The sequence below is a fragment of the Actinosynnema sp. ALI-1.44 genome (assembly GCF_001984155.1).
GTDB lineage: Bacteria > Actinomycetota > Actinomycetes > Mycobacteriales > Pseudonocardiaceae > Kibdelosporangium.
The window spans coordinates 1-25,294 of sequence record NZ_MTQO01000045.1 but is presented as its reverse complement, the minus strand read 5'-3'; the positions used below and the strand labels follow the sequence as shown (position 1 = coordinate 25,294).

Here is a 25,294-nt window from a genome sequence, read left to right as displayed (position 1 = left end):
AACCAGCCACCGGTACGTACTGAGCTGAGCGGTGTCAGCACAAGGTGACCAAGCGGCGAAATGCCGGGGAGGCGGAACAGCCATGACCAACCAGGCGATCATCCTGATCACGGGCATCCAGGCGGCGGGGAAGTCGACCATCGCGCAACTGCTGGCCGAGCGGCTGGACCGCTCGGTGCACGTGCGGGGTGACGCGTTCCGGCGCTCGATCGTCAACGGCCGGGCCGACATGACGCCGGACCCGTCGGACGAGGCGTGGCGGCAACTGCGGCTGCGCTACCGGCTCACCGCGATGGCGTGCGACGAGTACTTCCGGGAAGGCTTCACGGTGGTCGCCCAGGACGTCATCCTCGGCGCGCCACTGGGCGAGATGGTGCGCCTGGTCAAACAGCGGCCGCTGCTCGTCGTGGTCCTCGCGCCCCGTCCCGATGCCGTCCTGGCCAGGGAGAAGGGCAGGTCGAAGGCCGACACCTACGACGAGTGGACGATCGAACTGCTCGACAAGGGGCTGCGCGAGGAAACCCCGAGGATCGGGCTGTGGCTGGACACATCGGACCAGACCCCTGACCAGACCGTGGACGAGATCCTCAGCCGCGTGTGGACAGAAGGGTCCGTGGACTAGTAGCCACCCTGCTGCGGCGGGTAACCGTAGGGCTGCTGCGGCGGATACGGCTGCTGCGGCGGGTAAGGCTGCTGGGGATAGTGCTGCGGCGGGTAGGGCTGCCGGTATGGCTGTTGCGGATACGGCTGCTGGTACTGCGGGTATTGCGGCGGCTGCTGCGGGTAGCCCTGCGGCGGGTACGGCTGTTGATACGGCTGTTGGTACTGCTGCGGCGCCGGAGGCTGCATCGGCGGGGGAGCGGGCTGGTTGACCGGCAGCACCGCCACCAGGCTCGCCAGCTTGCCGAGCACGTCGACGATGTCGTCCGGTTTGGTGCGGAAGAACGGGTTCTCCGCGTAGACGAGGTCGGTGCCGACCAGCGACCAGTTGTGCACCTTCAACTGCCGCATCGTGCTCATCACCGGCGGTGTGAGGACCTGCATGGCCGCGTTCGGGTCGGTGTCGATCAGCTTGTACCAGCGGTTGAACTTGCGGTCCGGCGTCGGCGGCTCGGGGTACTGCTCGGTGTCGAACGCGGAGTCGATGCTGGACACGATCTGGAAGAACGGCATCGCGGCGGGCAGCGTGATCACCCAGACGCTGTCGATGGTGATCGTGTCGAGCTCGTTGACCTTCTTGTTGGTCCAGCGGGTGTGCACGCTGGTCACCGTGGGGCGCCGGTGGAAGTCGAACATGGTGAACTGCAGGCCGTGGAAGGCGCCCTGGATCACGCCGAACGCCATCCGCTTGTCGCCGCGCTGGTTGAACGGCAGCACCTGCCAGCGGGTGAGCAGGTCGGGCATGTCCGCCCAGAACTGCCAGCCCGAACTCGTCGCCAGTTGGTAGCGCTCGTGGTTCGTGGTCTCGATGCGCTTCGCCTCGTTGGTGTCCATACACGCCCCCAGTTGGATCGGATCAAGCCTACGACCGTAGCCCAGCGTGAAATCCCCGGCCCCGTGCAACCAATGTGGCCTTCGTTGCGAAAAACGCAACGAAGGCCACATTGGTTGCAACCTGTCCGGCCGCGCAGCTAGCGGGTCAGCCCGCCGAGCAGGGCGCGCAGCAGGTTCGCCAGCTGGTCGCGGTCCTCTTCGGACAGGTGGCTGACCAGCTCGTGTTCCCGGCCGATCAGGGTTTCCACGCCGTTTTCGATGGCCTGGTGGCCTTGCTCGGTGAGCTCGACGGTCAGCGTCCGCTTGCCGGAGTCAGTCCTGGCGGTGCGCACGAGCCCGGCGTTCTCGGCGCGGGTCACCCGCTGCGTGATCGCCCCGCCGCTGACCAGGCACCACTCGGTCAGTTCGGTCGGGCTCAGCCGGTAGGGGTGGCCCGCCCGGCGCAGCGCCGCGAGCAGGTCGAACGTGGCGTTGTCGATGTCCAGTGTGGACAGCGTGCGGCGGCGTTCGTCCATCAGCAGCTTGGCGATCCGCAGTATCCGGGCGACGACGCCGATCGAATCCAGCGGCATGTCCGGCCGCTCCCGTGCCCACTGCCGGGTGATCTCGTCGACGGCATCCGGTTCCATCGCTCCACCCTAATCTGCTCTTTAGGTCTAAAGAACTGTGCTACCGTGGCGAGAGTAGATCTTTAGACCTAAAGAGGAGGGTTTCATGTCCCGCATCGCCGTGGTGACCGGAGGAGGCACCGGCATCGGCCGCGCGGTGGCCGCTCGGCTGGCCGCCGCAGGAGACCAGGTGGTGATCACCGGGCGCCGCAAGGACGTCCTGGCCGAGGCCGCCGCCGAGATCGGCGCGACCGCGGTCCCGTTCGACGCGACGGACACCGACGGGGTCGCCGCCGCCCTCGCCGACCTGCCCGAGCGGGTGGACGTGCTGGTCAACGCGGCGGGTGGACTCGCCGACCTGGCTGGCGGGCCGCCGGACGAGAACGACCTCGAGGCCGTGCGCGCCTCCTGGCTCGGCAACTTCGAGAGCAACGTGCTGAGCGCCGTCCTGGTCACGACCGCGCTGCTGCCCAGGCTCGCCGACCACGCCAGGATCGTGAACCTCGGCTCCGTCACGGCCCGCTCCGGGCAGGGCGCCTACGGTGCGGTCAAGGCGACGCTGGAGCCGTGGACCTCGGAGCTGGCGTTCCGGCTCGGCGCGCGGGGGATCACCGCGAACGTCGTGTCCCCCGGCCCGACCGAGGGCACGGACCTCTTCCGCGGCGGCGACTTCCCGGCCGCGCGGCGGGAGTTCGTCCGCACGAGGACCGCGAACGGACGGCTCGGCCAGGCCGACGAGGTCGCGGCGACCATCGAGTTCCTCGCCTCCCCGGCGGCGTCCCACGTCACCGGCCAGGTGATCCATGTCAGCGGCGGCATGTACCTGGGACGCTAGTCGCAGCGCCGTGAACCATGAGGTGCATGGCGGCCAAAGCGCGCCATGTGGGCGGCATCCGGCCGCCCAGGTCGCGCAGCGCGGCCACCAATGCCGGGTCTTTCTGGGGAAACGCGTCCCGCTGGCCGAGCCGGAAACCGACATCGGGCCGCGTTGAACCCCACCCACCGGCGATCTCGCTCGCCTCGTCCACCGGCAGGCCGATCCCGACGAGACCGGCCACGTCCAGCGCGTCGGGGAACGTGTGGGTCAGGCCGCTGGGCAGGCCGGGCACAGGCGTGCCCAGCTCGGTCACGATGCGCGCGGTGTCACCGGCGACGGCCTTGGCGCTGATCTCCAGCGGATTCCACGCCCCGGGGACGGTCAACCCGGGGCGCTCGCGCACCAACGGACCCAGCACGGGATCGCCCGACAGCACGGCGACACCCGCGCTGTGGTCGACGTCGATCCCCAGCAGCCGCCCGGCGCGCCCCACCACGTGGATCAGGCCTTCCCAGTACGGCAGGTGCGCGCGCAGCAGGAGGTTGCCCGGGTCGCCGGGTGAGATCTCCAGCAGGCCCGGTTCGCCGTCCACCGTGATCGTGCGGCGGTACGTGTCACCGTCGACCACTTCGACACCGGCGATCGCGTGCGCCGCAAGATAAGCGCGGATCGCGGGCCAGTCGTAGCCCGGTGGGACCGGCAGGCGCAGTGCCAGCCCGCCGTCCGCCGCCAGCCGGTCCGCGCGCCGCCGCCGGTCCCGCAGTTCGGACGGTGCCGCGCGGAAGACCTCCCGCATGGTCCGGTTGAACTGCCGCAGACTGCCGAACCCCGACGCGAACGCGACATCCAGGATCGTCAGGTCCGTGTCGTCCAGCAGCCTGCGGGCGAAATGCGCCCGCCGTGAGCGCGCCAGTTGATCCGGGCTCGCACCGAGGTGCTTGAGGAACAGCCGCCGCAGGTGCCTCGGCGACACCCCGACGCGCTCGGCGAGCGCGGACTCCGTGCCGCGATCCAGCTCTCCGCCGATGATCAGCTGCACGGCGTGGCACACCAGTTCCGGCGCGTCGGCGTTGACCGGACCGGCGACCCGGTACGGGCGGCACCGCAGGCACGCGCGGAATCCCGCGGCCTCAGCGGCCGCCGCCAGCTCGTAGGTCACGTTGTTCTTCGCCAGCGGCTTGGCACCACACCCCGGGCGGCAGTAGATGCCGGTGGTGGTGACAGCCGAGTACGTGGTCACGCTTGGACGGTATACGTCCTGCTCAGCTGACAGTCACACCTCTCGCAGGGCTGTGGTGCTGGTCGCCTGCCAGAGCGCGGGCAGGGTGAGGACGGTGACCACCAGGACCGACCCGAGCGCCGCACCGCCGGACAGGGCCACGGTCATCCAGTCGAACACGACCGGGCGAGCGGTGGCCACCAGCAGCAGCGCGGCCAGCAGCACACCGGCGACCGACGCGACCAGCACGGCGACGGCGACCGGGATGCTGGTCTGCCACAGCAGTGCCTTGGCGAGAACCGACCGTGGCACGCCGTTCGCGGTGAGCACCGCGAGCGAGCGGCGGCGTTCGCGCATCTGCTCGAGCGCCACCACGATCAGGCTCGCCACCGCGATCAGCAGCGTGATGAACGCGCCGATCTGCAACACCCGGCTGATCAGCAGGTAGGTGGAGTCCTTGCCCGTGCCCAGCGTCATGACGTTGCCGTTCCACCCGAGGCTGCCGACGGCGTTGCGCACGTTCTCCGCGAACAGGGGATCGCCAGGCGGTTGCTGTGTGGTCACGGTCGACAACAGCCGCAGCGTGCCGGTGGCGTCGGCCAGCGCGCCGGGCGTGACCACCAGCAGGCCCAACCCTTCGGTGTCGGACGGCAACGCGCGCAGGCGCGGCAGTGTCCACTGTGGAGAGCCTTCGGTCTTGTCGAACCACACCGCCTGCCTCGCGGCCGGGACGAATTGGTCCGGCTGCGACTGGCCACCGGGCTGGTAGAAGACGTCACCGTCCGTGCAAGGCGTCGCGGCGATGTCGCGGCACGGCGAAAGCCGCATCTCCAGGTGCCTACCGGCTTGGTCGGCGAGCCGTCCCCAGGTTCTGACGGGGACACCGGCCATGCCGTTGATGCCGTGCATGGCCGCCTCGAAGTCACGCAACTGCGTGAGCGACTTGGACATGTACGTGACGGTGACCTGGCCGGACGTGCTCGGCGCGGTTTCCTCGTCGGCGCGGTCGTACACGGTCTGCAGCGCGATCGATCCGGCCAGCACGACCGCGACACCCGCGACGACACGGGCGGCTGTGCCGCTGTCCATCTGCAACCGGCGGACGGCCAACTGGAACGCGGGCGACCAGCCGCCGTCGATCCGCCGGGTCACCCGTTCGACGATCCACGGCAGCAGCACGGGAACCCACGTCAGCAGCAGGGCGATGCCCGCGATCAGGGGAAGTTGCCGTTCCGCTGTGGACACCAGGACGAGCACGCCGCCGACGAGCGGCGGCAGCAGGCGCCACCACAGCCTGCGGGGTGCGCCGGAGGACTGCCTGACCACCCCGAGCGGCTCGATGATCGTGCGCCGCAACGACATGATCGCCACCACGATCGCCACCACGGGCAGCCCGACGGCGATCACCACGGCCAGCACCCAGTCCGGCCGGACGTCCGCCGCGAAGATGCCGCCGCGGAAGGCCGCGACCGTGATCTCCGGGACGAGGGCGCGGATCAGCAGGAACAGGCCCGCGCCGACGAACAGCCCGGCGACGGCGCCGATGAACGCCTCGCCCGCGGCGATCCGCCTGACCTGGCTGCCGCTCGCGCCGATCAGCCGCAGCGCCGCCAGCCGTCGGTCCCGCACCGACGCGGCGAGCCGGGTGCTGGTGGCCACGAACACGATGACCGGGATCAGGAACGACGTCGCGCCGAGCACGATCAACAGCCATTGCAGCGTGGTCAGCTCACGACTCGGCGATGTCGTGCCGAACTGGCTGACCATGCGTGCGCCGGGCAGCACCGAGGCGTTCTCCGATCCGATGATGAAGTACAGCTCGTTCGGGCCGGTCAGCCCTTCGTCGCCGATGGTGCCGATCAGCCGCTGGGAGAAGCGGGGCCGCAGCAGTTCGCCGTCCGGTGACGCGAGCAGCCGCGCCAGCCCGGGGGACAGCACGACCTCACCGGGGCCGGGCAGGCGGTCCACGCCGGGAACGCGCGGCGAGTGCGGCCCGGTCGTCCCGACGAGGAATCCCTGCAGCCCTCGGCCGCGGAACTCGTCGTTGCGCTGCGTGACGTACACCGGATCGACTCCGGGTCGGGGCGACGGGTTCGAGTCCAGCCAGTCGACGCTCCGGGCCGCGCCGCGCTCGTTGCGGGCGTCAAGCATGTGCGGCACGGCCGTCGCGGACAGCAGCACCGCCACCCCGAGCCCGACACCGAGCGCGGTCAACGCCAGCCGGACCAGCGAATCGCGGCCACCGGCCACGGTCAGCCGGACGCCGATGACGATGTCGTTGAGCACGCGGGAGATCACTGGCTCACCTCCAGGTGCCTGACCGCGCCGTCCCGGACGACGATCTCGCGGTCGGCGTAGGCCGCGACCTTGGGGTCGTGCGTCACCAGGACCACCGCGGCCTGCGACTCCTTGGCTGTGGAGACGAGCAACCGCATGACGTGTTCACCGTTGAGCGAGTCCAGCGCACCGGTCGGCTCGTCGGCGAAGATGACCTTCGGTCCGGTGATCAACGCCCGCGCGACCGCGACCCGCTGTCCCTGGCCGCCGGAGGCCTCGCCGGGCCGCTTGGCCGCCAGGTCCGCGAGGTACAGCCGGTCGAGCAGTTCGGTCGCCCGCTGCACGGCCACACGTCGCGGTGTGCCGTTCAACCGCAGCGGCAGGGCCACGTTCTCCAGGAACGTCAGCTCGGGCACCAGTTGCCCGAACTGGAACACGAAGCCGAAGTCGGTGCGCCGCAGCGCGGACCGCTCGGTGTCCGGCATCTCGCCGAGGTCCGCGCCCCGGTAGCGGACGTGCCCGGCGTCCGGCCGGACGATCCCGGCGAGGCAGTGCAGCAAAGTGGACTTCCCCGAGCCGGACGGTCCCATCACCGCCAGCACCTCGCCGGTGTCGACCCGTGCGCTCGCGCCGGTCAGCGCCGGTGTCTGCCCGAAGGCCTTGTGCAGCTGATCCGCTTCCAGCAGGGGCGGATCGGACAGGTGGGTCACAGGGGGTCTCCTTGGCTGGCTGACCGGGGCTCGTGAACGACTATACACACGGTTTATACGCTCGGTTTATACCGGCTCGCCGCTGTGATCCGCGTGACGAGCTCCCGGCGTATCGAGACAGGGTGACTCGTAAGATGTTACCGTCCGAATAACGAGACATGGTGTCTCGTTATGTTCGGAGGTTGTCCGCATGACCACGATGGTTTCCCGGCGCAGTCGGGTGGCGGTCGCCGCCACCGCGTTCGCCTTCGCCGTCACGATGATGGGCACCACACTGCCCACACCGCTGTACTCGATCTACGCGGCCAAGCTGGCACTGAGCCCGTTGACCGTCACCGCGCTGTTCGCGGTCTACGCGATCGGCGTCGTGGCGACGCTGTCGCTGTTCGGACGCTTGTCCGACGAAGTCGGCAGGCGTCCCGTCCTGTTGGCGGCCGTCGCGTGCTCGCTGCTGAGCGCGGTGCTCTTCCTGCTCCCGCCGTCACTGCCCGTTCTCGTGGTCGCCAGGGTCCTTTCCGGACTCGGCGCGGGCCTGATGAGCGGGACGGGGACGGCCGCGGTGATCGACCTGTTCACGCCCAAACGCAAGGCCACGGCCGGGGCGCTCGCCATCGGGGTCAACGCGGGCGGCCTCGCGATGGGGACGTTGCTGTCCGGGGTGCTCGCGGACGCGCTGTCGGATCCGCTGGTCGCGCCGTACGTCGTCCACCTGGTGCTCACCATCCTCGCGGTCGTGGCCTTGTGGACGTCGACCGAGCGCACCGCGGTCGGCGGGAAGTTCCGGATCCGGCCACACCGGCTGCGTGTTCCCGCGCGACTGCGTGGGGCGTTCACCCGTGGGGTGCTCGCCACCGGATGCGGGTTCGCGGTCGCCGGGGTGCTGACCGCGATCGGCGCGCTGTTCCTGGTCAGGTCGTTGCACACGACCAGCCACACCCTGGCGGGATTCCTCGTCTTCCTCGCGTTCGCCGGGATCGCGATCGGCCAGCTGCTCGGCAAGGGCATCGCGGCCCGTACCGCGTTGCCCCTCGGATGTGCCGGGACAGTCGTGGCGGCCGCGTTGCTGGCGTGGGCGCTGGCCGCGACCCTGTTGCTGCCGTTGCTGATCGCCGCGGTGGTCGTCGGTGTGTCCAGTGGACTGTGCCTGTACGCCGGGATCGCCACGACCGTCGAGCAGACACCGCCGACGCACCGGGGCGAGGTCTCGTCGTCGTTCTTCGCGGGGCTGTACAGCATGCTCGCGGTGCCTGCGATCGGCGTCGGCGTCCTGGCCGTGCTCACCGACCTGCGGACCGCCGGGCTGATCTTCACCGGCGTCGTCGCGGTGCTGGCACTGCTCGTCGGCATCGCCGAACGCGCGACGGCACGGCGATAGGGTTCCCGGCATGAGCACCCCAGGGGAGACTCCCACCACCGGCCGTCCGCGCAGCGAGGCGGCGCGCCTGGCGGTGCTCCATGCTGTGGACGACATGCTCGTCGAGGACGGGTACGCGGCGATGACCATGAAAGGCATCGCCGAGCGGGCCGGGGTCGGCAAGCAGACGGTCTACCGGTGGTGGTCGTCGAAGGCGGAGATCCTCATCGAGGCCGCGACCTTCGACGCCGCGCACGAACTGGACGTCCCGGCCGCCAAGGACTCCCGCACGGACCTGGTGGCGTACGCGGAAACCCTGGCCACCTTCCTCACCACGTCCCACGCCGGCCTGGCCTACCGGGCCCTGGTCGGCGAGGCGCAGCACGACCCGAAGGTCGCCGACCTGGTCGGCTCGGCCGACCTGCTGGGGCCCAGCGCCCGCGCGGTCATCGAGCGTGCCGTCGCCAGGGGGGACATCCCGGCCTCGGCGAACACGCAGGACGCGGTCACTGAGCTCGTCGGACCGATCCTGTACCGGGTGCTGCTCGGCGCCCCGGCCCGAACCCGGGCGCAGTGGCGGCAGTACGCCCAGCGTTTCCTCGACCGGCATCGCGCGGACTGACTGGTCGCGAGAAGATCCTCACGAGTTCTGGTCGCCCGCGGCCAGGTCGTGGTAGCTGTCCCTGAGCGTCCGTTTGACGATCTTCCCGCTGGGGTTCTTCGGGATCCGGTCGGTGACGACGACGTACTTGGGGCACTTGTACCCCGCCAGCACCGACCGCGCGAAACCGATGACGTCGCCGGACGTGAGATCCGTGCCGGGCTTCGGCACCACGACGGCGGCGACCGCCTCGACCCACCGCGGGTGCGGCACGCCGAACACGGCGACCTCGGCGACGCCCTCGTGCCGGTAGAGGGCTTCCTCCACCTCGCGGCTGGCGACGTTCTCCCCGCCGGTTTTGATCATGTCCTTCTTGCGGTCCACAATGGTCAGATAGCCGTCGCTGTCGGCGACGCCGAGGTCGCCGCTGTGGAACCAGCCGTTGCGGAACGCCTCGGCAGTCTTGTCCTCGTCGTGGTAGTAGCCGAGTGTGGCGTGTGGACTGCGATGCACGATCTCGCCGACCACCCCGGCAGGGACCGGGTTGTCGTCATCGTCGACGATCATCGTTTCGACGTGCAGCGCGGGGCGTCCCGCGCTGCCGATGTGGCTCAACTGCTCGTCCGGGCCCAGCACGGTGGCCACCGGAGCGAGTTCGGTCTGCCCGTACAGGTTCCACAACCGCACACCGGGCAGCCGCTGCCGCATCTCACGGAGCACCTCGACAGGCATGGGGGAGGCGCCGTAGTACGCCTTGCGCAGACTGGACAGGTCGGTGCGGTCGAAGTCGGGGTGCCGCAGCAGCGAGATCCACACGGTGGGCGGGGCGAACAGCTTGGTGGCCTGCTCGCGCGCGATGGTGGCCAGCAGGGTGGCCGGGTCCGGGCCGGGCAGGACGACGCTGGTGGCACCGAGGTAGACGTCGACGTTGAAGCAGACGTCGAGCTGGGCGCAGTGGTACAGCGGCAGGGCGTGCACTTCGATGTCGTCCCCGCTCATCCCGCCGTCGACGGCGCAACTGGCGTACTGGGCGATCAGGGAGCGGCTGGACAGCAACACGCCCTTGGGCCGTGACTCCGTGCCGGAGGTGTACATCAGCCGCAGCGGGTCGTCGTCGGCCACGGCGACGTCAGGCGGCGTGACCGGTCCCTCCTGCCACCACGGGTCGACGTCCTCCCACTCGTCGTGCGGCGCGGCGCCGGAGACCGGGATCCAGCCGCGCACTCCCTGGATGCCTGCCGCGGCAAGAGCTTTGTCGGCCGTGGCGGCGAGTGTGTCCTCGGTGACCAGTCCGCTCGAACCCGAGTGCCGCAGGATGTAGGCGATCTCGTCGGCGGTGAGCATGAAATTGATCGGCACGAGCAGTACGCCCAACCGAGCCGTGGCGTAGGTGAGCACGGCGTACTGCCAGCAGTTGTGACTGAGCAACGCGAGTCGGTCGCCCTTCGCGAGCCCACGCGCGGCCAGAGCGTGCGCGGCCCGGTTGACGGCCACGTCGAACTCGGCGTAGGTGACCCGGAGATCGCCTGCCACAACAGCCGTCTTGTCCGGACAGCGCCGGGCAGTCCGGCGCAACAGGTCACCGACCGAGTTCTGCCGTGCCCGCGCGACCGCGTCGGATGGCTGGTTCATGGACAGGCCTCCTGTCAGCGAGGTCGACACAGACCCAACGACCGAACAGCCCCGCGGGTGATGCCGAAAGCGCAGGTCAATCTCGATTGACCTGCGCTTCCGGGGTGATGAGATCAGCGCGTGCCGAGCCACGGGTAGTGCAACGGGCCGATCTTGATCGAGTCGACCACCTTGACCAGATCCTCTCGTGACAGCGGGCCGCTGACCCGCAGCCATCGGTTCGGTTCGAGTTCCACGTCGATTTCGCCGCTCGATTCACCGGGGATGAAGAAGCCCTGCTTGCCGCGCACAGTCACTGATTCGCCTTCCGGTGGCTCCGGCAACGGGCCGATGTCCGCCCAGATGGCGTCCTGTCCGTGTGGCTGCGTGGTGAAGTCGGCGCTGACCGACACATCCACGTCATTCGGGCTGCTGCCGGAAATGTTGAATCCGCTCGGCTGGGCCTGGTTCGGCAGCCAGTCGAATGCGAGGGGCCACTCGTACTCGGCGTTCCCGTCGTGGTTGACCGAGCGTGCGATCCGCAGCACGGTTTCCGTGACGTCGCCCGTTCCCAGAATGCTCACCGAGAGGCGTTCGCCGGGTGTGGGCATCCATGCCACGAAGGTTGTCAGGTGGTCCGTGACCACTTTGCCGGTGACGCCGTTGATGTCGACCGTTTTGCCTTCCGCGGGCAGTGGAGCTTGGTTCACCAGGGAGAGGGTGACCGATTTGTGCCTGCCCTCGCCGCCTCCTGGCAGATTCCAGGTCCGTGCCAGTGAGCCACGGCCGGCGAAGGAACGGCCTGATTCGTATGCGCCTTCCGGCAACCAACTCGGCTGGTACCGAAGCATGATCACGTCCTCGCCCGCGTGTTTGGCCGAATCCTTCGGTGCCGGCGGCAGCGGCAGCGTTGTCGCAGTGGAATCGGCGGGCGCGGCCCCGTCGGGCCGCCCACCCGAGAACAGCACGATGGGGGCGACGACCACCGCCGCCACGCCCGCACTGATGAGGCCGATCGTCCACCCGCCAATCCGGCGCCGGGCGGTTGCTTTGTAGACCTCGGTCAGTACCTCGCGGTGGTCCCCGGCACTCTCGGCCTGGCGGGTGAACGCCTGCTTGATCAGTTCTTCAGTGTTCATCGCGTTCCTCAGACTTGGCTCGGCGTCGGCGTGATTCGCAAGGTGGCCAGGGCTCTCGACGCGTGACTGCGCACGGTTGTCACGCCGCAGTCGAGCGACTCGGCGATCTGCTCGTCCGGGAGGTCGCAGAAATAGCGAAGCACCAGTACTGCCCTTTGTTTACGTGGCAATGTCGCAATGTCACGAAGCAGCATGTCGCGTTCGTCGTACCGGGACGCGGAGTCACCCGCCGCCAGGCCGAGTTCGGCGATCGCCTCCGGTGAGAAAGGCACGTCCGTCGACGCCTTGCGCCTGCGCCACGACAGGAACTCGTTGGTGATCATGCGCCGGACGTACGTCTCCGGCAGATCCAACGCGCTGATGCGTTTCCACTTGCGGAACACCCGTACAAGAACCTCCTGGACGATATCCTCGGCCAGATGCCGGTCGCACGTCAGCACGATGGCGTAGCGCAGCAGGCCCGGCGTCCGGGTCTCGGCGAATTCTTCGAACGTCACGGCCACCCCTTCCAGCTCGTCACACCCCACACGCTGCGAGTCGTCCATTTCGTTGAGTGCGACCCAACGAAGAAGAGGAAAACCTTCTCGCGCCGCAGGTCCGGTGACCGCGCACAAGATCATGGGGACGGTGATCCGAATTTCGCCGGTGTCCGACGCGGATCTTCAGCCTGAGCGGCTATGCCGAGGAGTACGGGGGATCCAGCACGGGTTCGACGCGCGCGTGCCCGGCCCGGCGGCCTGAGAGAATGTCGGCGGCGTCGTCCGGCGTGGTGCCGTCGAAGTGGAAGGTGAGCCGCAAGGACAGGCTCCTGGTGAGCGGGTCGACCGGAACGCTCGTGGAAAGTCCGGTACCGCCGGAGTCGGCGTCGTCCGAGCTGACCGCCACCCGAAGTTGAAGATCGCCGGAATTCGATCCCTCCCGACGTGCCCGGTCGTGCAACTCGGACATCTCGCACAGGTCGCCACCGCACCGGCGGGATATCAGTTCGACCAGATGCCGGGGCGGTAAAGCCCGCCCCGAGAAGTACCGATGCAGTGTGGTCAGGCTGTAGTGCACTTCGTCATCGCCTGCCAGTTTCCGCAGGCTCAGGCTGTGTTGGTCCAGTAACGAACGCATATACCGGGCCAGATTCACCGCCGCGTCCCGCGTATCAGCTGGCAATGGCTTCCAGTGTGGACGATCCACTGCTCTCCCCTTGGCATGTCGCACTTTTCAGACCGATCACGTTGTTACAGACGTTTGGCTTGCGCCACAACGGAACCAGCTCTTCATACGGTACTCCGGGTTAGCAAGTAAATCGGCCGAACGCGGCCACCGCTGACCCATCCGTCGCAATCCACTCCCGTAGTATCACGGTTGAACGCGATGGGGAACCGCGTCTCACGAGTCGTTCCGTGTCGTCGCCGTTTTCCGTCGTCACCGGCGTGGAACGTTCCGGAACGTTGCGAGCATCGAGGTCTGTCTTGTGACCATTGGAGTTCATGCTGTGCAGTGGTTCTGCCCGGGGTGCCGATGTATCAGGGATCGCAGAGCTCTTTCGTGGAGGGGAGGGAAAGGAAATGCAGAAGCGTGTCTACGAGACGCCGGTTCTGGTTCGTGCTGGCTCCTTCAGCGAGCGCACGGGTATTGGTGACCGGAAGGGTCCGAGGGACAACGTCCAGGGCCGTTGGTTCCCGTGACGTGAAGTGATTCCCATGTGTTGACGAAGACCTCGGCGAGTCAGGGTTGCCATGGATGCCCTGGCTCGCCGCGGTTCGCTGTGCAAGACGCCGTGGGAAAGACGCAGCCGAGGAAGGACTTTTCGTGTACGAAGCCGATTCCCGTGACACCCGGCCCGAGAACGCCCTGCACGGCCGCGGTGAGACGTGGTTCGCGGTCCTTCCCGACCACCCGGCCGCGCACGCCGCGGCTGGATTGACGGGCGCGCACGCCAACCGGACCGTGTCGTACCCCTCCACCCGGCCGTGGCTCGTCGGCCAGTGGCCGGACGAGGAAGTCGTGCTCGCCGAGGCAGGCGACACCCGGCTGGCGATCGTGGGCCACTGCCCGATCACCGCCGCCGAGCTGGCCAAAGCCGCCGCCCGCGTCCGTACCCCGGCCGACCTCGACCGGCTGGCGCTCACCCTGCCGGGCAGTTTCCACCTCATCGCGGTCGTCGCCGGACGGCTGCGGGTCCAAGGCAGTGCCTCCGGTCTGCGGAAGGTCTTCCACACCAGGGTTTCCGGGGTGACGGTGGCCGCCGATCACGCGCGGCTGCTGGCCACCGCGACCGGTGCCGGGATCAGCCAGCGGTGGCTGGACACCTGTCTGCTGACACTTCCGCCGCACCCGCTGGACGAAGTGTGCCCGTGGCACGGCGTCGAAACGGTGCCCGCGGACAGCTACTTGCTTGTGGAGAACGGTACGGCGAGCCGGACTGTGCGATGGTGGCATCCGCCCGAGCCGGAGCTCTCGTTGGCCGAGGGCGCGGCGAAGCTGCGAGACGCGCTGAGCACCGCGGTGGCGGTGCGGACTCGGGCGGGTGGGTTGGTGAGCTGCGATCTGTCCGGTGGACTCGACTCCACGCCGATCTGTTTCCTGGCCGCCCGCGCGGACGTCGAACTGACCGCGTTCACCCGTGTGTTCCGGGACGAGAGCAGCGACGACACGGTGTGGGCCGAACGCGCCGCGGCCGAACTACCCGGCGTACGGCACGAAGTGATGGCCTCGGACGGGCTGCCCCTGCCGGTGGCCGGACTGCTCGACGTGCGGGTGCCGTTGGAGCAGCCGTTCCCGAACGCCTTCCAGATCGAGTTGATCCTGGAACTGGGTCGCCGGATGGCCGCGACCGCGTCCCGGATCCACCTGACCGGATCCGGCGGCGACGAGGTCGTCCAGGGCTGGCCGGGGTTCATGCACACGCTCGTGCGCAAGCGCCCGTTGCTGGCCGCGCATTACCTGCGTGCCTACCGATCGCTGTTCCGCTGGCCGCTGCTGCCGACCGTGCGGGCGCTCGCCGACCGCCGTCCGTATGGCGCATGGCTCGCGGACAGCGCACGAGACCTGACCGGGCCGCTCATCTCCGAGACGTATCCGCCGCTGGAATGGGACTTGCCGCCGCGGCTGCCGCCGTACGCCACCGCGCACGCCGAACACGCGGCCCGAACGCGAATCGTCGAGGCCGCCGCCGGAGCGCGGCCCTTGGCCGGCTCCCGCGGCCAACACGGCTCGGTGCACGGTCTGCGGCGCACCTCCGGGATGCACCGCGTCCTGGCGAGCGTGATCGCCAGGACCGGCGTCCGCTACGACGCTCCGTTCTTCGACGACCGGGTGGTGGAGGCGGGCCTGGCGGTGCGCGAACACGAGCGCATCACGCCATGGCGGTTCAAACCGCTGACCCTCGCCGCGATGCGCGGAGTGATGCCCGACCACCTGCTGCGGCGCAACACCAAGGGCACCCCGACGATCGACGAGTACCAGGGGTTTCGGCGGTATCGCGCGGATGTGCTCGCTCTGTGGGAGGACTCACGGCTGGCCAAGCACGGGCTGGTCGACGCCGATCGGCTGCGCGCGGCCTGTACCCAGCCCGATCCCCACGACGTGAACCAGCCCGCCGTGCTGGACACGGTGGCCGTCGAACTCTGGCTGCGAGCAGCCGAACGGGCCACCACCGGAAAGGAACGCGGAAATGCTGCGACTGCGCGATAACGTATCCATCGCGGAATCCGAGGACAACGTGGTGCTGCTGGACGAACGTGCCGGCGAGTACTTCCAGCTCAACCCGAGCGGCGCCCTCGCGCTGCGCACCCTGCTCGACGGCGGCACGCCGGACCAGGCGGTGCGCGCACTCACCGAACAGTTCGATGTGGACGGTGAACGGGCCGGGAAGGACGTCATGGCACTGGTGGCGGATCTGCGGGCAGCCGGATTGGTGATCTCGTGAGCACACCACTGGTGATCCACCGCGATCGCGGTTCGGTGTCACTGTCCCGGCGCCTGGCTGCCAAGCCGTTCGTCGGCCTGGCGAGGCTGGTCGGCAAGCTCCCGCCGCACCGCATCCGGAAGCTGCTCGATGTCGTTCGCATGGGTGCACGGCCGGCCGGCTACGAGCAGGCGAAGGCGGCCAGGGCCGCCGTGGTCGCGACGAGCGTGGTGTGCGCGGGCCAGGGGTGCGTGCCCCGGTCGATCGCCACGGCACTGCTGTGCCGGGTCCGGGGCACGTGGCCGACCTGGTGCGTGGGAGTGCGAGCTGAGCCCTTCTACGCACACGCGTGGGTAGAGGCTGAGGGTCGGGCTGTCGATGAGTCGTTCCAGCCTGGCTACTTCCGGGTGTTGATGAGCGTCGCGCCCACGAACGGACGGGGCGTCGGACCATGACGGCCGTGGCGTCGGCGGCCCCGCCGGAACGCTCCGTCGACGAGGACCCGGCGCCACACCGAGTCGGGCTGCGCGACCTGCTGCGCACTGTCGGCAGCCACCGCAAGCCGGTCGTCGCCGCGATCGCGCTGACGGTGCTCGGCGCCGGGCTCCGGCTGCTGCAACCTTTGCTCGCCATGCGCACGATCGAGGCGACCGGCACGGGCCAGGGGATCGGCCTGCTGCTGGCAGGGCTGATCGCCCTGTTCATCGTTCAGGCCACTGTGGACAGTGTGGGGAACTACCTGCTGGAACGCAGCGGTGAAGGGATAGTGCTCAGTCTGCGTCGTGGCCTGATCGCCAGGCTGCTGCGGCTGCGCCTGCGGGTCTACGACACGCAACGACTGGGCGACCTGATCTCCCGCACCAGCACGGACACCACTGTGCTGCGGGACGTGGTCGCTCTCAGCATGGTCAACGCGGCGACCGGGGTCATCGCGGTCGTCGGTGCCGTCGCGATGATGATCTGGCTGGACTGGGTGCTGTTCCTCGTCGTCATCGCCACGGTGGTGATCGCGGGTGTGTTCGTCTCCACGGTGCTGCGCGGAATCCGGGTGGCCACCGAAACCGGCCAGGACCGGATCGGCGTGATGGCCGCCGATCTGGAGCGCGCGCTCGGCGCCGTCAGGACCGTGCGAGCCTGCCGGGCCGAGGACCGTGAAACCGCGCGGATCACGCGGCACGCCGAGGGCGCCTACGCGTCCGGGGTCCGAGCGGCGAAGTTGAACGCGCTGGTGAGCCCCGCCGTCGAACTCGCGGTGAACGGGTCGCTGATCCTGGTGCTCATCGTCGGCGGCATCCGCGCGTCGGCTGGTTCCATCTCGCTCGCCGACCTGGTGGGATTCCTGCTGTACCTGACTTACCTCGTGCTCCCGCTAGCGGGTTTGTTCAACACGGCCAGTGCCGTTCAAAAGGGACTCGGTGCGCTCCAGCGGATCTCCGACGCGATGCGCCTGCCGGTGGAGCAGCAGGTCAGCAAGGTCGCCAAGGTATCCGAAAAGGACAGTGTAGACACGGTGCTCGAGTTGCGCGACGTGCGGTTCCGCTACGACGAGAGGCCGGTGCTGCGCGATGTCTCGTTCCAGGTGCCGCCACTGGCCAAGGTGGCCATCGTCGGGCGGTCCGGCGCGGGCAAGTCGACGATCTTCGCACTGGTGGAACGGTTCTACCAACCGGAGCGCGGGACGATCCTGCTCGACGGCGTCGACACGGCCGGAGTGAGCCCGGCGGACTGCCGGGCCCGGATCGGACTGGTGGAACAGCACGCCCCGGTGCTGCACGGCACGCTGCGGGAGAACCTCGTCTACGCCGCGCCGGACGCGGACGACGACGAGGTCCAGCGAGTTGTCGAGCTGGTCAACCTGGCCGAACTGGTCCGGCGGCTGCCCGACGGACTGGACACCGAAGTGGGCGAGCACGGCACGATGCTCTCCGGTGGAGAACGGCAACGGGTCGCGATCGCCCGGGCGTTGCTGCCTCGGCCGAGCCTGTTGCTGTTGGACGAACCGACGTCCCAACTCGACGCGGTCAACGAGACCGCGCTCAACCGGGCCATCGACCAGGTCTCAGCGGAGTGCTCGTTGCTGATCATCGCGCACCGGATCTCCACCGTGCGGATGGCCGACCGGATCATGGTGCTGGATCAGGGAATCCTCGCGGCAACGGGAACACACGACGAGTTGGTCCGCACCAGCGAGCTCTACCGGGAGCTGGCCTCGGGCCAGTTGCTGATCGGCGACCACGGAGACCGGCGATGACCGGCTTCCCCGCCGCGGGCCAGACGTGGTTCGTGGCGCTCCCGGACTGCACGGCGGCCCTACCGGTCCTGTCGGCGTTGGCCGGACACGCGTCCTGCGTGCTCCGCCACGCTTCCGGCCGTCCTTGGCTGGTCGGGACATGGGCGGACGACCAGGCGGCCTTCGCCGACTCCGGCGATGGCACGGTGGCAGTGCTGGGCCCGTGCCCGGTGGACCCGAGCGGGTACCTGCCTGCGCCGGTGCGCAACGTCCGTGGCCTGGACCGGCTCACGTCCGCGATGCCCGGGAGTGTCCACCTGGTGGCCAGCATCGCGGGCCAGGTTCGCGTGCAGGGCACGGTTTCGGGGCTGCGCCGGGTGTTCCACGCCCGGATCGGCGACGTGCGGGTGGCCGCGAACCGCGCGGACGTGCTCGCGGCGCTGACGGAGTCCGTTGTGGACGAACGGGTGCTGGCGCTGCGTCTGCTCGGCATGGTGCCGTATCCGCTGGCGGACATGTCCCCATGGCACGGCATCACCGCGGTGCCACCGGACAGCTTCCTGCAACTGGACGGCGACGGCCGGGCCAGATCGGTGCGCTGGTGGTACCCGCCGGATCCGGTGCTGTCGCTGGCCGAGGGCGCCCAAGGCCTACGCGCGGCGTTGCGGACAGCGGTGGACGTGCGCACCCGCGCAGGTGGCACGGTGAGCTGCGACCTGTCGGGCGGACTGGACTCCACGCCGCTGTGCTACCTCGCCGCGCGTGGCCCGGCTCGCCTGGTCACGTTCACCACGGGCAGCCGCAACCCGGGCGACGACGACATGTCCTGGGCCGGCCATGCCGCTGCCGGTCTGCACGAGGTGCAACGCGACGTGCTGGATCCGGCTGACCTGCCGCCGCCGTACCAGGACATCCTGACCGCCGAGGTACCGATGGACGAGCCGATGGGCATGGCCACCGAGATCACCAGGGCGGTCCAGGTAGGTCGTCGGCTGGTGACGCACGGCCAGCGCGTGCACCTCACCGGCCTGGGCGGGGACGAGGTGCTGGTGAACTGGGAGCAGTACCTCAACGACCTCGTACGCCGGCACCCGCTTCGCGCGCTGGCCCATGTCCGCGGCAATCGCGCGGTCTTCCGTTGGCCGTTGGCCGCCACCCTGCGCATGTTGTTCGACCGCAGGTCATACCGCGAGTGGCTGGCCGACGAGGCGAACCTGTTGACCACACCGCCGCCGCCGGGACGTGACCCGCTGGACGGTTGGGGACACCCGCTGCGCCTCCCGCCATGGGCAACGCGTGACGCTGTCGACGCGGTAAGGGAGTTGGTGCGGGACGCCGCACAGGGCGCCGAACCGCTCGCCCCGACCAGAGGCGGACACACCGCACTGCTGGCGTTGCGGCGCAGTGCCTACGATTTCCGCCTTGGCGAACAGGTGATGGCCAGGCTCGGCCTGCGGGTGGCTTCGCCGTACCTCGACGACCGGGTGGTGGACGCCTGCCTGGCCGTACGCCCCGAGGAGCGCACCACGCCGTGGCGACACAAACCGCTGATCGTCGAGGCGATGCGCGGCCTTGTGCCCGACTCGGTGTTCAACCGGACCACCAAGGCCGAGACGTCCGCGGACACCTATGTGGGGCTCCGATGGCACCGCGGCGACCTGCTGGAGCTGTGGGAAGACCCGTATCTGGCCCGTCTCGGCCTGGTCGACGCGCGGGCTTTGCGTGCGCTGTGTCAGCGTCCGGCGGCGCAAGTCGGCGAAGCACAGGGCGTGTGGCAGGCAACGGCCTGCGAGATGTGGTTACGCGGTGTGGGCGTGCGTCAGCGGATTCGGGGCTAGTGGTTGTTTGCCGGGCGTACGCGTCGACCGACATGGAACGGGTACGCCATGGTCATGAGCTTGTGGTGCAGGCGGTCAGTCGCTGGTCGAGTCGCGCTGGTGACCGGCGGTTCCGCCGGGATCGGGCACTCGGTTGTGGCTCGGCTTGTGGCCGCTGGCCTGACTGTCGTGGCCTGCGCTCGCGACGAGGCGAGGTTGAGAACAGCATTCAGTCGCCTCCCCGGAGTCGTCGACCCGGTCGGGTGTGATCTCACCGATCCCCGGCAACGGCGTGAGTTGATCGGCTACGTCATCGAGCGCCATGGTCGGCTTGACACGCTCGTCAACAACGCGGGGCAGGGCCGGGTCGGGCTGTTCACCGATCTGGACGCGGACTCTGTGCACGATGTGGTGGCGCTGAACGTCATCGCGGTCGCGGACCTGACCCGCCTGGCCCTGCCTTACCTCGCGGATCGTCGCGGTGACGTGGTGATGATCTCCTCCGTCGCCGGGTGGGTGCCGGTTCCGTCGCTGTCGCTGTACTCGGCCACCAAAGCGGCAGTCGACGGGCTCGTGCACGCTCTGCGGCGCGAATCAACGCCTGGCCTGCGCATCCACAGCGTCAATCCTGGTCCAGCGCGGACGGAGTGGCTCCTGCGGGCGGCTGGTGTCCGGCCGAACCGCGAACAAGGGCGGCGCGGGCTCACATTCGGCGTCCGGCCCGAACGCGTCGCGGACGAGGTGCACCGGTGCCTTACCGGGCACCGGCACCGCACCGTCACTGTGCCGCGCTGGCTTGGACCGGCACGGGTAGCCGGGTTGCCTCCGCTGAGCAACGCACTCGACCTTGTCCTGGCACCGATCGCGCCCTATGTGGCGGCATGGGTGTGTCGTTACCGAGATTCGCTGGTATCGCGAGCCAATGAGGGGCAAAAGTCCGTTCAGGACGTCACCGGGCATGTTTCTGATGGCGACCCACGGGGACGGTGACGTGCCGATGTACGCCGATGACCTTGTATGGCCTTGGTATGGGACCTGATCGCCACCGCCGCGCTGATCGCCCGTACTCCCGGCCCGCCGCTCCCCACCCTCTAGGCGGCTTCCTGGCCACGCCGAGCGCGCACAAGACCGGTCCGGCTCTTGCCAGGTCATGTACCCCCTCAATCGGTTGCCACACATGTCAATCCATTGCGGTTGACGGCGTGCGTCGCGGGTAATAAACGTCCTGTGTGGATGATTCGCTCTCCTGGGGTGTACCGCCCGCAGGAAGATACCGACCTCCTGGTCAGAACCATGTCCGAGGCCGCGCTTTCGCCCAAGGCGACGGTGCTCGACATCTGCTCGGGAACCGGCGCGGTGGCGATCTCGGCTGCTCGGGCCGGGGCGGCCAGGGTGACAGCGGTCGACGTCTCGCCACAGGCTATCGCCGCGGCGTGGCTCAACAGCCGCCTGCGCAAGCTGCCTGTCGAGCTCATTCGCGGAGACTTCACCGAGCTGGTGGGCGTGCGGAGTTTCGACGTCGTGGTGTCCAATCCGCCGTACGTGCCGTGCCAACAGGCGACCACGCCGACCCGTGGCCGTCGACGCGCGTGGGACGCGGGTCCCCGCGGCCGGGCCGTCCTGGACAGGCTGTGCCCGATCCTTCCCCATCTGCTCAGCCCACAAGGGACCGCGTTGATCGTGCACTCGCGGTTGTGCGGGATCGACACCACGCTGGACCAGTTGCGTGGCAGCGGTCTCAAAGCTTCCGTGGTGGCCAGGCAGATGATCCCCTTCGGCCCGGTCATGCGCGGTCGCGCCGAATGGCTCGAGTCCGCCGGGCTTGTCGAACCGGGGCAACGACATGAGGAGCTGGTGGTGATCCGTGCCGACCGAATCACGCCGTGAGGCGACCAGGGTCGTCGTCACGCAAGGAGGGCCCGTCCTGGTGGACGGGCCCGTCGAGTTGGTGACCGAGGACGGCACGGTGGTGCGGTCCGATCGTGTTGTGGTCGCGGTGTGTGCGTGTCGGCGCAGCAAGCGGTTCCCGCTGTGTGACACCAGCCACCGGCGGCGGGTCCGGCGTGGCGGTTCTCAGGAGTGACGCAGTGACGTACGGCCTTCACGCCAGGAGCCCAGCAGTTCGTCGGCGAACCGTTCTTCCAGCAGAGTGGTGGCCTGGACACCGAACACCACGGACTCGGTGAGCTCGGGTTCGTCACGCAGCAGGGTGCCGATCACGTCCCGTCGCATGAGTTGCTCGTGGACAGCGTCCGCTTCCACGTGCTCGTCGAAGAACTCGACACAAGCCGGGTCGGCCTCAAGCCGCTGCAAAGCGTTCACCATGCGCTGCGCGCTGGGAGCGGTCGTGATCTCCGCCGCGGCGAAGTGGCCGACCAGCGCGCCCCGCAGGGCTCGGTGCAAGCCGAACATCGACATCATGTTCACCACGGCGATCATCGACGCCGGAACGTCGTCGAGGTAGTGCAGATACCCGGTTTCGAGTCCGGCGCCCGCCAGGAGGTCGACGTAGAGCCGCGAGTGCATCCGGTCGCCGCGACCGCCCCCGAACTCGTCGAACTCCACGGCGACCAACGCTGCCTTGGCGTGCCCGTGCAGCCGTGGGATCACCCACGCGTGCGGATCAGCTTCCTTGTGGTGGTAGATCGACCTGTGCACGAAGTACTCCCGCACCTGCCACCATTCCCCCTCGTCCCGGAGGAAGTGACTGACACCCGTACCGTCGACCGGTTCGACGAGCAGGTCGTCGAGGATGTCGGTGAGAGCCTCATCACCAGGCACGTCTCGCCGCAAGGCAGCCAGGAAGTTCTGTTCCATGGCTGAACGCAGCCGCAGCAGCTCGGGATTCCACTCCCAGCGCGGATCCACCGAGTCGAAACCGTGGTAGTGCAGCTCGTAGCAGACATGCAGGGCGAGCTGGAGATCGTCACCGTATGGGTCCGCGTGGCGGGCCGTGTCAAGCGGATACGACTGGTCGGCGGGCTCCCCGCGCAACGCCTCCACGACGACTGCCGACAGTTCGCCCCGAACCTCGGGCAGCGCGGAGGGCTTCACATCTCCTCCACGGTCGCCGAGGAAGCCGAGGCCTGGTGGTCGCGCAAGGCGCCGACTCGTTCGTAACACGTCACTATGACTGCATACCCGCGATGAGCGGCGGCACACCTGAAAGGAGTCGGACCGTCCGAACTGGTCAGCTACCCGGTGACGGTCAGGTAGATCAACGCGAGGTTCAACGCGATGACCAGTGCGGCGATCACCCAGGCCAGCGCGGTGGTGATCCGGTGGTTGACGTTGTCGCCCATCAGCCCGCGTGCGGAGGTCAGCCGTACCAAGGGGATCAGTGCGAACGGGATGCCGAACGACAGCACTACTTGGGAGATCACCAGGGCCCATGACGGGTCCACGTTGAGTGCCAGCAGTACGACCGCGGGCAGGAGTGTGAGCAGTCGGCGTGCCAGTAGGGGGATTCGCCTGTGCAGCAGTCCGCCCATCACCACGGCTCCGGCGTAGCAGCCGACGGAGGTGGATGCCAGGCCGGAGGCCAGCAGTCCTACCGCGAACAGCAACGCGATGCCGTTGCCGAGGTGTTGCCCGATGGCGTTGTGCACGCCGGACAGCGAGTCCACGCCGTCGAAGCCGGACAGTGCGCTGGCGGCGAGCAGCAGCATTGCGAGGTTGACCGCCCCGGCGAAGACCATGGCGACGCCGACGTCGTACCGGGTGGCGCCCAGTAGGCGACCCAGTCGGGGGCCGGTCTGGCGGCCGTGCCGGTCGCGGGACAGGGCTGAGTGCAGGTACACCGCGTGGGGCATCACGGTCGCGCCCAGCATTCCCGCGGCCAGCAGGACGCTGTCGGATCCGGCGAACTGCGGCAGGAGTCCGCCGAGTACGCCGGGTCCGGATGGGGGTGAGACGAACAGTCCGGCGGCGAAACCGATCGCGATGATCAGGAGTAGTCCGGTGATGACTCGTTCGAACGGTCGTTGCCCGGCGCGGTCCTGGATGAGCAGCAGTGCGGTGGACACCACGCCGGTGATCAGTCCGCCGAGCAGGAGGGGGAGGTCGAACAGGAGGTTCAGGGCGATCGCGCCGCCGAGTACCTCGGCCAGGTCGGTTGCCATCGCCACGATCTCGGCCTGTGCCCAGTAGGCCAGCCGGGTCGGGGTGGACAGCCGGTCGCGGACTGCTTCGGGTAGTGACTGTCCGGTGACCAGCCCGAGTTTGGCGGACAGGTATTGCACGAGTCCGGCCATGACGTTCGCCACGACCACGACCCACACGAGCAGGTAGCCGTAGGTGGCACCGGCTGCGGTGTTGGTGGCCACGTTGCCGGGGTCCACGTAGGCGATGGCCGCGACGAACGCCGGTCCCAGGAGCGCGGCTCCGGCTCGGAAGCGGGTGATCCTGGGTTTGATGGCACTGGCGAGCGACAAACGGACCTCCCACAGCAGTGAACCGATCGACTAGCCCCAGTTGACGCAACCGACCATCCCCGGACTCCGCCAGCTCCGGGCCACACGGTGTGCGGCCCGGAGCTGGATCAGGGGGGAGAGCGGTCACCCGAGCATCTACCCGGGTTTCGAGCAGCTACACGCGTTCTTCGGATTTCCGGCCAGGACGACCGCCACCGTGCGGACGTGACATCGTGACTCGGCGTTTCGGTGGAGCGGAACGTGGTATTCGCAGTCCTATGTGGCCGACTGTACGGACAGACCTACCAGGGAGTGGGTGGTGATCCGTGTCTACCGCACCGAACAGTGAATCCACGCCGAACGACAGCACGTTGACCCGAACGATCGCGAGTCTCGACGAACTGGTCGCCCTCGTGCGAGCCGAGGACAGCGACTCGTTGTACATCCGCTGGTCCGCAGGGCCGGACGTCGACCTCCGCCAGGGACAATCCAGCCGCGACGGGCTTACCGGCGTCGCGTTGCCGGGCTTGTCGGCCAGCCCGCTGCGCGTGGAGCCGTGGTGGGACCGCTCGCTGAGGCTGTGGTTGGCCAGGAGGCTGTACGACTACCGGCATCTGCCGGATCTGCGCGGCCCGGCAGTGCGGCCCTGGGTGCTCCGAGGTGTCGAAGTGGCTCGCGGCCCTGACAACGAGCCACTTGTCCGGTGTGAGCGGCCGGTGGCGTGGGTGACGGAGAACGTGCTCGGTCAGGCCGAGCAGCTGATCCAGGAACAGGACTCCCCCGAATGGGGACCGATGGACCGTCGGTGACCTGCGCGGACCCCGGGATGGACAAACGGACAGGCCCTCACGGGCATGCCCACGAGGACCCATCGGTTCACCAGTTGTCGCGTCACTCCTTCTTGAGCTTGTCCTGCACGGTGCCCGCGACCTTCTCCACGACGTTCGGGATCTCGGTGGTGCCGTAGAAGCGCACGTCCGGGTGGGTGGGCGGGGGCATCGGCACACTGGTGGTGGGGCCGTCGTGGTAGCTGAACTCGCCCTTGCCGTCCGGGGTAGGACCGGACGCCCAGGGCCCGTCGCCTGCTTGCGCGCCGTCGCTGAA

General features: G+C 68.8%; 25 protein-coding genes and 1 pseudogene. 14 read left to right on the top strand and 12 right to left on the bottom strand.

Going from position 1 to position 25,294, the window contains the following annotated elements; genetic code table 11:
* The first annotated feature begins 82 nt into the window (after positions 1–82).
* Complete coding sequence (locus tag ALI144C_RS20670) at positions 83–622, top strand: AAA family ATPase (protein WP_076988781.1); 540 nt, start codon at positions 83–85, stop codon at positions 620–622.
* Here the strand turns inward: ALI144C_RS20670 and ALI144C_RS20665 are convergent.
* Positions 619–1,494: a hypothetical protein gene (locus ALI144C_RS20665; protein ID WP_076988780.1), complete on the bottom strand. Its 876-nt coding sequence runs from the start codon at positions 1,492–1,494 to the stop codon at positions 619–621. The genes ALI144C_RS20670 and ALI144C_RS20665 overlap by 4 nt on opposite strands.
* 137 nt (positions 1,495–1,631) lie before the next feature.
* Positions 1,632–2,123 (bottom strand): MarR family winged helix-turn-helix transcriptional regulator, encoded by a 492-nt coding sequence (locus tag ALI144C_RS20660; protein ID WP_076988779.1) that lies wholly within the window; start codon positions 2,121–2,123, stop codon positions 1,632–1,634.
* Positions 2,124–2,208: 85 nt separating this feature from the next.
* Here ALI144C_RS20660 and ALI144C_RS20655 point away from each other — a divergent pair, with 85 nt between their 5' ends.
* Positions 2,209–2,937 (top strand): SDR family NAD(P)-dependent oxidoreductase, encoded by a 729-nt coding sequence (locus tag ALI144C_RS20655; protein WP_076988778.1) that lies wholly within the window; start codon positions 2,209–2,211, stop codon positions 2,935–2,937.
* Here ALI144C_RS20655 and ALI144C_RS20650 read toward each other — a convergent pair.
* From ALI144C_RS20650 to ALI144C_RS20640, 3 genes are read right to left on the bottom strand one after another with little or no spacing between them, the layout of a single operon-like run.
* A complete protein-coding gene (locus ALI144C_RS20650) occupies positions 2,909–4,159 on the bottom strand; it encodes an AlkA N-terminal domain-containing protein (protein ID WP_076988777.1) in 1,251 nt (416 codons plus the stop codon). The genes ALI144C_RS20655 and ALI144C_RS20650 overlap by 29 nt on opposite strands.
* A 33-nt stretch (positions 4,160–4,192) precedes the next feature.
* Positions 4,193–6,436, bottom strand: coding sequence for an FtsX-like permease family protein (locus ALI144C_RS20645; RefSeq protein WP_083753234.1), 2,244 nt, complete (start codon positions 6,434–6,436; stop codon positions 4,193–4,195).
* The gene (locus tag ALI144C_RS20640) at positions 6,433–7,116 is read right to left on the bottom strand and encodes an ABC transporter ATP-binding protein (RefSeq protein WP_076989117.1); all 684 of its coding nucleotides are present in this window, start codon (positions 7,114–7,116) and stop codon (positions 6,433–6,435) included. Before ALI144C_RS20640 ends, ALI144C_RS20645 begins: the two co-directional genes overlap by 4 nt.
* Positions 7,117–7,315: 199 nt before the next feature.
* On the opposite strand from ALI144C_RS20640, the gene ALI144C_RS20635 reads away from it, so the two are divergent.
* Together ALI144C_RS20635 and ALI144C_RS20630 are read left to right on the top strand one after the other, a co-directional pair.
* Positions 7,316–8,500 carry an MFS transporter gene (locus ALI144C_RS20635; protein WP_202819012.1) on the top strand — a complete coding sequence of 395 codons (1,185 nt, stop codon included), beginning with the start codon at positions 7,316–7,318 and terminating at the stop codon, positions 8,498–8,500.
* A gap of 10 nt (positions 8,501–8,510) precedes the next feature.
* Entirely contained in the window at positions 8,511–9,101 is a 591-nt protein-coding gene (locus ALI144C_RS20630; RefSeq protein ID WP_076988776.1) for a TetR/AcrR family transcriptional regulator, read from the top strand.
* 18 nt (positions 9,102–9,119) lie between these two features.
* Here the strand turns inward: ALI144C_RS20630 and ALI144C_RS20625 are convergent, their stop codons facing one another.
* The 4 genes from ALI144C_RS20625 to ALI144C_RS20610 all read right to left on the bottom strand — a co-directional run bounded on the left by ALI144C_RS20625 (position 9,120) and on the right by ALI144C_RS20610 (position 12,946).
* The gene (locus ALI144C_RS20625; RefSeq protein WP_076988775.1) at positions 9,120–10,712 is read right to left on the bottom strand and encodes an acyl-CoA synthetase; all 1,593 of its coding nucleotides are present in this window, start codon (positions 10,710–10,712) and stop codon (positions 9,120–9,122) included.
* Positions 10,713–10,825: 113 nt separating this feature from the next.
* The gene (locus tag ALI144C_RS20620; protein WP_076988774.1) at positions 10,826–11,830 is read right to left on the bottom strand and encodes a hypothetical protein; all 1,005 of its coding nucleotides are present in this window, start codon (positions 11,828–11,830) and stop codon (positions 10,826–10,828) included.
* Between the two features lie 8 nt (positions 11,831–11,838).
* Complete coding sequence (locus ALI144C_RS20615; protein ID WP_237774237.1) at positions 11,839–12,327, bottom strand: SigE family RNA polymerase sigma factor; 489 nt, start codon at positions 12,325–12,327, stop codon at positions 11,839–11,841.
* A gap of 178 nt (positions 12,328–12,505) precedes the next feature.
* On the bottom strand, positions 12,506–12,946 hold the full coding sequence (locus tag ALI144C_RS20610; RefSeq protein WP_076988772.1) for a helix-turn-helix transcriptional regulator: 441 nt from the start codon (positions 12,944–12,946) through the stop codon (positions 12,506–12,508).
* A 365-nt stretch (positions 12,947–13,311) separates the two neighbouring features.
* Between ALI144C_RS20610 and ALI144C_RS59105 the strand changes: the two genes are divergently transcribed.
* The 9 genes from ALI144C_RS59105 (at position 13,312) to ALI144C_RS20570 (ending at position 21,861) form a co-directional block, all read left to right on the top strand.
* Positions 13,312–13,509: a keywimysin-related RiPP gene (locus ALI144C_RS59105; protein WP_441297569.1), complete on the top strand. Its 198-nt coding sequence runs from the start codon at positions 13,312–13,314 to the stop codon at positions 13,507–13,509.
* A 124-nt stretch (positions 13,510–13,633) separates the two neighbouring features.
* Positions 13,634–15,517, top strand: a complete 1,884-nt coding sequence (locus tag ALI144C_RS20605) for an asparagine synthase (RefSeq protein WP_168211305.1) — start codon at positions 13,634–13,636, stop codon at positions 15,515–15,517.
* Entirely contained in the window at positions 15,498–15,752 is a 255-nt protein-coding gene (locus ALI144C_RS20600) for a lasso peptide biosynthesis PqqD family chaperone (RefSeq protein ID WP_076988771.1), read from the top strand. Before ALI144C_RS20605 ends, ALI144C_RS20600 begins: the two co-directional genes overlap by 20 nt.
* Entirely contained in the window at positions 15,749–16,186 is a 438-nt protein-coding gene (locus tag ALI144C_RS20595) for a lasso peptide biosynthesis B2 protein (protein WP_076988770.1), read from the top strand. The genes ALI144C_RS20600 and ALI144C_RS20595 overlap by 4 nt, the downstream gene beginning before the upstream one ends.
* A gap of 5 nt (positions 16,187–16,191) precedes the next feature.
* Positions 16,192–17,982 (top strand): ABC transporter ATP-binding protein, encoded by a 1,791-nt coding sequence (locus ALI144C_RS20590; protein ID WP_237774236.1) that lies wholly within the window; start codon positions 16,192–16,194, stop codon positions 17,980–17,982.
* Positions 17,979–19,799, top strand: a complete 1,821-nt coding sequence (locus ALI144C_RS20585) for an asparagine synthase-related protein (RefSeq protein WP_076988768.1) — start codon at positions 17,979–17,981, stop codon at positions 19,797–19,799. The genes ALI144C_RS20590 and ALI144C_RS20585 overlap by 4 nt, the downstream gene beginning before the upstream one ends.
* Before the next feature lie 48 nt (positions 19,800–19,847).
* Positions 19,848–20,768: an SDR family oxidoreductase gene (locus ALI144C_RS20580; protein WP_076988767.1), complete on the top strand. Its 921-nt coding sequence runs from the start codon at positions 19,848–19,850 to the stop codon at positions 20,766–20,768.
* Positions 20,769–21,005: 237 nt separating this feature from the next.
* Entirely contained in the window at positions 21,006–21,665 is a 660-nt protein-coding gene (locus tag ALI144C_RS20575; protein ID WP_202819010.1) for a HemK2/MTQ2 family protein methyltransferase, read from the top strand.
* Positions 21,643–21,861 carry a CDGSH iron-sulfur domain-containing protein gene (locus ALI144C_RS20570; RefSeq protein WP_076988765.1) on the top strand — a complete coding sequence of 73 codons (219 nt, stop codon included), beginning with the start codon at positions 21,643–21,645 and terminating at the stop codon, positions 21,859–21,861. The genes ALI144C_RS20575 and ALI144C_RS20570 overlap by 23 nt, the downstream gene beginning before the upstream one ends.
* Here ALI144C_RS20570 and ALI144C_RS20565 read toward each other — a convergent pair.
* Entirely contained in the window at positions 21,852–22,832 is a 981-nt protein-coding gene (locus ALI144C_RS20565) for an iron-containing redox enzyme family protein (protein ID WP_076988764.1), read from the bottom strand. The two genes, ALI144C_RS20570 and ALI144C_RS20565, sit on opposite strands and share 10 nt — an antisense overlap.
* A gap of 140 nt (positions 22,833–22,972) precedes the next feature.
* Positions 22,973–24,211, bottom strand: coding sequence for an Nramp family divalent metal transporter (locus ALI144C_RS20560; protein WP_076988763.1), 1,239 nt, complete (start codon positions 24,209–24,211; stop codon positions 22,973–22,975).
* Between the two features lie 350 nt (positions 24,212–24,561).
* Here ALI144C_RS20560 and ALI144C_RS20555 point away from each other — a divergent pair, with 350 nt between their 5' ends.
* Positions 24,562–24,999, top strand: coding sequence for a DUF6098 family protein (locus ALI144C_RS20555; protein ID WP_076989114.1), 438 nt, complete (start codon positions 24,562–24,564; stop codon positions 24,997–24,999).
* An 82-nt stretch (positions 25,000–25,081) separates the two neighbouring features.
* On the opposite strand, the pseudogene ALI144C_RS20550 reads toward ALI144C_RS20555, so the two are convergent.
* Positions 25,082–25,294 (bottom strand): annotated as a pseudogene (locus ALI144C_RS20550) (manganese catalase family protein); the annotation flags it as partial.

Excerpts from the sequence above, each read along its gene's own strand:
- ALI144C_RS20580 (WP_076988767.1), top strand. The coding sequence starts at position 19,848 with ATGGTCATGAGCTTGTGGTGCAGGCGGTCAGTCGCTGGTCGAGTCGCG.
- ALI144C_RS59105 (WP_441297569.1), top strand. The coding sequence starts at position 13,312 with ATGCTGTGCAGTGGTTCTGCCCGGGGTGCCGATGTATCAGGGATCGCA.
- ALI144C_RS20665 (WP_076988780.1), bottom strand. The coding sequence starts at position 1,494 with ATGGACACCAACGAGGCGAAGCGCATCGAGACCACGAACCACGAGCGC.
- ALI144C_RS20600 (WP_076988771.1), top strand. The coding sequence starts at position 15,498 with ATGCTGCGACTGCGCGATAACGTATCCATCGCGGAATCCGAGGACAAC.
- ALI144C_RS20620 (WP_076988774.1), bottom strand. The coding sequence starts at position 11,830 with ATGAACACTGAAGAACTGATCAAGCAGGCGTTCACCCGCCAGGCCGAG.
- ALI144C_RS20635 (WP_202819012.1), top strand. The coding sequence starts at position 7,316 with ATGACCACGATGGTTTCCCGGCGCAGTCGGGTGGCGGTCGCCGCCACC.
- ALI144C_RS20585 (WP_076988768.1), top strand. The coding sequence starts at position 17,979 with ATGACCGGCTTCCCCGCCGCGGGCCAGACGTGGTTCGTGGCGCTCCCG.
- ALI144C_RS20670 (WP_076988781.1), top strand. The coding sequence starts at position 83 with ATGACCAACCAGGCGATCATCCTGATCACGGGCATCCAGGCGGCGGGG.
- ALI144C_RS20630 (WP_076988776.1), top strand. The coding sequence starts at position 8,511 with ATGAGCACCCCAGGGGAGACTCCCACCACCGGCCGTCCGCGCAGCGAG.
- ALI144C_RS20625 (WP_076988775.1), bottom strand. The coding sequence starts at position 10,712 with ATGAACCAGCCATCCGACGCGGTCGCGCGGGCACGGCAGAACTCGGTC.
- ALI144C_RS20655 (WP_076988778.1), top strand. The coding sequence starts at position 2,209 with ATGTCCCGCATCGCCGTGGTGACCGGAGGAGGCACCGGCATCGGCCGC.
- ALI144C_RS20610 (WP_076988772.1), bottom strand. The coding sequence starts at position 12,946 with ATGCGTTCGTTACTGGACCAACACAGCCTGAGCCTGCGGAAACTGGCA.
- ALI144C_RS20660 (WP_076988779.1), bottom strand. The coding sequence starts at position 2,123 with ATGGAACCGGATGCCGTCGACGAGATCACCCGGCAGTGGGCACGGGAG.